Source organism: Streptomyces swartbergensis (assembly GCF_002148965.1).
Lineage (GTDB): Bacteria > Actinomycetota > Actinomycetes > Streptomycetales > Streptomycetaceae > Streptomyces > Streptomyces swartbergensis.
On the sequence record NZ_NGFN01000447.1, the window covers coordinates 1 to 6019 of the forward strand.

Consider the following 6019-nt stretch of genomic DNA (forward strand, 5'->3'; position numbering starts at 1 on the left):
GCTCCCCGCCGTCATGGCCGAGCCCCCCATCCGCCTGGCACGGCTCGCGCCGCTGGTCGTCGCGGCGGCCCGGGAGGCCGAGGATCCGGTCGCCCTGGCGATCCTTGACGAGGCGGCTGACCAACTCACGGAAACCGTGCGGGCATTGGAGCCCAGCCCCGGGGAGCGGGTGGTCGCCACCGGCGGACTGCTCGGCCCCGACGGGCCCCTCACCGACCGCCTCGAAGCCCGCCTCCACGCCCTCGGCCTCACCCTCGACTGGGTCCCCGACGGCTGCCGCGGCGCCGTCGCCCTGGCCCGCCTCGCCCACGGCGGCCGTACGTGACCGCCACCCGGCAGGGCACGCCCCCGTACCGCGACCCCGCCGCCCCGGTCGACGCCCGCGTCCGCGACCTGCTCTCCCGTATGACACTGCGGGAGAAGGCCGGTCAGCTCAACCAGCGGATGTACGGCTGGGACGCCTACCGCCGCACCCCCGACGGCGGCTTCGAGCTCACCGACGCCCTGTACGCCGAGACCGAGCGCTTCGCCGGACTCGGTGCGCTCTACGGACTGCTGCGCGCCGACGCCTGGTCGGGGGTCGGCCACGCCACCGGATCCGGCGCGTCGGACGGCGCCGAACTGGCCCACCTCGTCCAGCGCCACGTCGTCGAGCGCAGCCGGCTCGGCATCCCGGCCCTGTTCGTCGAGGAGGTGCCGCACGGCCACATGGCCCTCGACGGCACGGTCCTGCCCGTCAACCTGGCCGTCGGCGCCAGCTGGGACCCCGGGCTGTACGAGAGGGCCGCCGCCCACGCCGCCGCCGAACTGCGCGCCCGGGGCGGGCATGTCGCCCTGGTCTCGGCCCTCGACATCGCCCGCGATCCGCGCTGGGGGCGGACCGAGGAGTGCTTCGGCGAGGACCCGTACCTGGCCGCACGGCTGACGGAGGCGTTGGTGCGCGGCATGCAGGGCGCACCGGCCGAGTACTTCGCCGCCGACAAGGCACCCGTCGTCCTCAAGCACTTCGCCGGGCAGGGCGCGACCGTCGGGGGCCGCAACTCCGCCGAGTCCGAGCTCGGGCTCCGGGAGCTGCACGAGATCCACCTCCCCGCCGCCCGTGCCGGGGTCCGCGCCGGGGCCGCCGCCGTCATGGCCGCGTACAACGAGGTGGACGGCCTGCCCTGCTCAGGGAACCGCGCCCTGCTGCACGACCTGCTCCGCGAACGCTGGGGTTTCCAGGGTCTCGTCATGGCGGACGGACTGGCCGTGGACCGGCTGGCCCGGATCACCGGGGACAAGGTCTCCGCAGGAGCCCTCGCGCTCGAGTCCGGTGTGGATCTGAGCCTGTGGGACGAGGGCTTCACGCATCTGGAGGCGGCGGTGGAGCGGGGGCTGGTGAGCGAGGCGGCTCTCGACGAGGCCGTATCGCGCGTCCTGCGGCTGAAGTTCCGCCTGGGACTGTTCGAACAGCCTTACAGCACCTGCCCGTCACCACCCCCCGCCGTCGGACGCGACCTGAGCACCGCCCTCGCCCGGGCCGCCGTCACCCTCCTCCACGACGACCACGGCGTGCTGCCCATATCCCCGGCGACCGTCTCCCGTATCGCCGTCCTGGGCCCGCACTCCGGTACCGTCGCCCACCAACTGGGCGACTACACCGCCCCGCAACGGCCCGGCACCGGCACCAGCGTCCTCGACGGGCTGCGCAAGCTCGCCCCGGCCGGCCTCGACATACGCCACGCCCAGGGGTGCTCCCTCACCGGCGGCGACCTGTCGGGCATCCCCGAGGCGATCGCCCAGGCCGCCGCATCCGATGTCGCCGTGCTGGTGCTGGGCGGCAGCAGCGCGCGTTCCGCCGGGACCGGGTTCGACGCCAACGGGGCCGCGCGCACCGCCGTGTCGGAGATGACCTGCGGCGAGGGCGTCGATCTGGCCGGACTGCGGCTGGGCGACGCCCAGTACGCGCTCCTGGACGCCGTGGTCGCGACGGGGACGCCGACGGCGGTCGTGCTGATCCAGGGCCGCCCGCACATCGTGCCCGACACTGCGGCCGCGCTGCTCACCGCCTGGTACCCCGGCCCGTGGGGCGGTGAGGCGATCGCCGAAGTGCTGCTCGGCCTCGCCGAGCCCGCCGGCCGTCTGCCGGTCTCCCTGCCCCGCTCGGCGGCCCGGCTCCCCGTCTACTACAACCACAAGGACACCGAGTACGGCGGCTACGCGGACGGCAGCGCCGAGGCGCTCCACTCCTTCGGCCACGGACTGTCGTACACGAGCTTCGCGTACGGCCCGCCGCGGCTGTCGGGGCACACCGTCGAGGCCGACATCACCAACACGGGCCGGCGCCCGGGCCGCTGCGTCGCGCAGCTCTATCTGCGCCGGCTGCGGACCCCCGTCTGGCCGCGCAGGCTGGAGCTGTGCGGTTTCCGGGCTGTCGGCCTGGCGCCGGGCGAGAGCCGCACGGTCGCGTTCCCGCTCGGCGCCGGCCTCGGTGCCGCCGTTCCGCCCGGCACGGTGGTCGAGTTCCGGGTCGCCGCGTCCGCGCGGACCGCCCTGACCGCCGTACCGACTCAGAGCTTCACGGCCCCCGAGGAAACGCCCTTGTAGAACCACCGCTGGGTGATGACGAACAGCACCAGCACGGGGATCACGGAGATCACCGAGCCCGCCATCACCATCCGCTGGTCGTAGCCGAAGGACGAGGTCTGAAGCCTCGCCAGGCCCAGCGTCAGGGTGAAGTGGTCCTCGGTTCGCAGCACGATCAGCGGCCACAGGAAGTCGTCCCAGGCGCTGATGAAGGTGTTGATGGTGACGACGAGGATCGCGCCGTAGGCGGAGGGCAGGTACAGGTACCGGAAGCGTTTCCACTCGCCCGCTCCGTCCAGCATCGCCGCGTCCTCGATCTCGCGCGGCACCGCCAGGAACGCGGCGCGCATGATGAGGACGTTGATCGCGGCGACGAAGCCGGGCAGCCAGACACCGGCCAGGTTGTCGACCAGGCCCATGTCCCGGATGCTGAGGAACAGCGACACCATGATCGACTCGAAGGGGAACATCATGGAGGCCAGCAACACGATCCACACCAGCTTGCGGCCCTTCCAGCCGGGTTTGGACAGCATGTAGCCGGCCATGGTGGAGAAGACGAGCTGGCTGGTGATGGACAGCAGGGCGACGAACACGCTGTTCCTGATGTACGTCCACACCGGCACCTGGTCGAAGACCTCCCGGTACGCCCGCAGCGACGGATGGCGGGGGATCAGGGAGGCGCCCGCGCCGAAGACGTCCTCGCCCGCGCCCTTGAGGGACGACAGCAGCTGCCACAGCAGCGGGCCGACGGTGATGAAGAGGACGAACACCAGCAGCAGGTAGCGGACGACCAGTTCGCGCGGGCGGCCGTAGTCGCGCCAACGGGGCATCAGGCGTCGGCGCTTGTCGACGGCGGTCGTCATGCCTCGTCCTCCTTCGTCAGGCGCTGGGCGAGCAGCGTGAGGCCAAGGGTGAGTGCGAACAGGGCGACGCTGACGGCAGCGCCGTAGCCGGCGTTGCCGGTGAGCGGGTCGAGGCCGACGTCGCGGATGTAGAAGGGCAGCGTGCGGTCGGCGCCGCCGGGGCCGCCGGTGGCGCCGCCGAGCATGTAGATCTCGGTGAAGACCCGCAGCGAGCCGATGCCGGTCAGGGTGCCGACCAGCATCATCGACTGGCGGACGCCGGGCACGGTGATGTGCCAGAACCGGCGCGCGGCGCCCGCACCGTCCACGGCCGCCGCCTCGTGCAGTTCCCTGGGGACGTTCCCGAGGGCCGCCAGGTAGAAGATCATGTACCAGCCGAGGCCCTTCCATAGCGTCAGGCCCATCGCCGACAGCAGGATCAGCCACGAGTCCGACAGGAACGGGATGGCCTCACGGATGAGGTGCGCCTTCTGCAGCCAGGTGTTGACCAGCCCCTGGTCGCTCAGCAGCCACTGCCAGCTCAGGCCGACGACCACGCTGGAGGCGAGCACCGGCGTGTAGAACGCCGAGCGGAAGAAGCCGATGCCCGGCAGGTTCTTCTCGACGAGGATCGCGAGCAGCAGCGGCAGCAGCACCATCAGCGGGACGACGAACAGCGCGTACAGCAGGCTGTTGCGGGTGGCCAGCCAGAAGTCCGGATCGCCCAGCATCCGGCGGTAGTTCTCCAGGCCGACGACGTCGTACGCCCCGCCGAGCGGCTTGGCGTCGGTGAAGGAGACGACGACCGTGTTGAGGAACGGGAAGACCCCGAACACGGTCGCGCCGACGATCGCCGGGGTCATCCACAGCCAGGGCAGCCACCAGCGGCGGTAGAGCGCCGCGCCCCCCGCGTCGGCGCTCGCGCCGGGCGTGACGAAGCGGAGGGCGCGGCGCAGGGGCCCCGGCGTGCCGGGCGAGGGGGAAGAGCCGGGGCGCCGGGCGCCCGCACCCGGGGGAGCGGGGACGGGCGCCTTGTGGACCGTCGGTTGGGTCATCCTCAACTGCCCTGCTCGATCAGCCGGTTCGCCTTCGACTGGGCCTCCTTCAGAGCGTCCTCGGCGCTCTTCTTGCCCTGCATGGCCAGCTGGATCTGGGCCGAGATGGCGTTCAGCTCACCGGGCGTCAGCGCGATCTCGTCGGCCGTGGCGGTCTTGCGGTCACTGGCGACGATCTTGCGGGCCTCGGCGAACGGGTCGTCGCCCTTGACCGACTGGAAGAACGGGTCGTTCAGGGAGGCCGTGGTGGACGGGAAGATGACGACGTTCGGGTCCTTGGCCCACTCCAACTGGTTCTCGGCGTTCGTCAGGAACCGCGCGAAGGCCAGCGCCGTCGAGGCGTTCTTGCTGGTGGACGCGACGCCGACGTACTGCGGGGCGCCCACGGTGTGGCCGAGGGCGTCCAGCATGTACCGGGCCACCCCGGTCTTCTTGTAGACGCTCGGGTTGTTCTGCTGGATGAACCGCAGGAAGTTGGGGTTGGTGGGGCCGTAGACCAGCTTGCCCTGGCCGTAGACGTTGGCCGGGTCCTGCGTGGAGGACAGGGAGTCCCTCGGCATGCCGCCGGCCTTGTAGAGGCTCGTCATGGCCTCGACCCACCGGGCCGTCTTCGGGTCGTCGGCGAAGGTGAACTTCTTGCCGTCCTCGGACAGGACGTTGATGCCCATCTGCTGCCAGTCGGCGGGGATGCGCAGCTGTGGGTTGGCGAGGAACGCGTAGTACTCGCCGCCGGAGACCTTGGCTATCTTCTCCGCGTCGTCGAACAGGCCGAGCACGGTCGTCGGAGGTTTCGCGGGGTCAAGGCCCGCCTTCTTCATCAGGTCGGTGTTGAAGGTCTGCACGATGCCGCCGGAGTACCAGGGCAGCACGCTGTGCACCTTCTTGCCGTCCGCGTCGGCGTACGAGCTCGACTTCCACAACGCGGGCACGAACGGCTTGCCCGCGTCCGGTGCCTTGTCGTCCAGGTTCAGCAGGTAGCCGTTCTTCGTCAGTGCCACCGCCGTGTTGACGTTGATGTTCACCACGTCCGGCAGCGTGCAGCCCTGCGCGTCGGCGACCAGGCGCTGTGTGAAGGTGGCGTCGCCGGGGTCGTCGATCCAGTTGACCTTCGTGCCGGGGTGGGCCTGCTCGAAGGCGTCGATGACGCCGTTGAAGTACTTCCCGAAGTCCTTCTTCAGGTTGGTGGTCTGGAAAGTGATCTTTCCCTTGACGTCGCCGGAGAGCTTGCCGGAACCGACGTTGCCCTGGTCGACCTTGCAGCCGCCGGCCGTGGCGTCGCCGCCGTCGGAACCGCCGCCGGCCAGGCCGCAGCCGGCGGCCGTCAGCGTCAGGACGATCAGACAGGTCAGGGATCCGGTGAGTCTTCTTGCGTGCATTGCTGCCCTCCTGGGACCAGTCATGCTGGATCAAATCACCAAGTTGGACTTCGATTGATGAAAAGGTGGACCAGAATTCATCGGAGGTCAATGGTTTGCCGTGTTGCTGTTCGGTTGCGTACGGCGCTCAGTGACGGTGTTCGTGGTCCGGGTGGGAGGGGTCGCCGGGGTGTTCGTGGCC

At 70.7% G+C, this 6019-nt stretch carries 4 protein-coding genes and 1 pseudogene; 2 read left to right on the forward strand and 3 right to left on the reverse strand.

Features of this window, described 5'->3' with window-relative positions:
• A pseudogene (locus CA983_RS39445) lies at window positions 1-325 on the forward strand (ATPase); the annotation flags it as partial.
• Window positions 326-405: 80 nt separating this feature from the next.
• Complete coding sequence (locus tag CA983_RS39450; protein ID WP_244207292.1) at window positions 406-2586, forward strand: glycoside hydrolase family 3 N-terminal domain-containing protein; 2181 nt, start codon at window positions 406-408, stop codon at window positions 2584-2586.
• Here CA983_RS39450 and CA983_RS39455 read toward each other — a convergent pair.
• Genes CA983_RS39455 through CA983_RS39465 form a run of 3 tightly spaced genes read right to left on the reverse strand, consistent with a single transcriptional unit; the run spans window position 2550 to window position 5838 of the window.
• A complete protein-coding gene (locus tag CA983_RS39455) occupies window positions 2550-3428 on the reverse strand; it encodes a carbohydrate ABC transporter permease (protein ID WP_086605515.1) in 879 nt (292 codons plus the stop codon). The genes CA983_RS39450 and CA983_RS39455 overlap by 37 nt on opposite strands.
• Window positions 3425-4462: a carbohydrate ABC transporter permease gene (locus CA983_RS39460; protein ID WP_086605516.1), complete on the reverse strand. Its 1038-nt coding sequence runs from the start codon at window positions 4460-4462 to the stop codon at window positions 3425-3427. Before CA983_RS39460 ends, CA983_RS39455 begins: the two co-directional genes overlap by 4 nt.
• A gap of 2 nt (window positions 4463-4464) precedes the next feature.
• Window positions 4465-5838 (reverse strand): ABC transporter substrate-binding protein, encoded by a 1374-nt coding sequence (locus CA983_RS39465; protein WP_208637138.1) that lies wholly within the window; start codon window positions 5836-5838, stop codon window positions 4465-4467.
• Window positions 5839-6019: the final 181 nt, after the last annotated feature.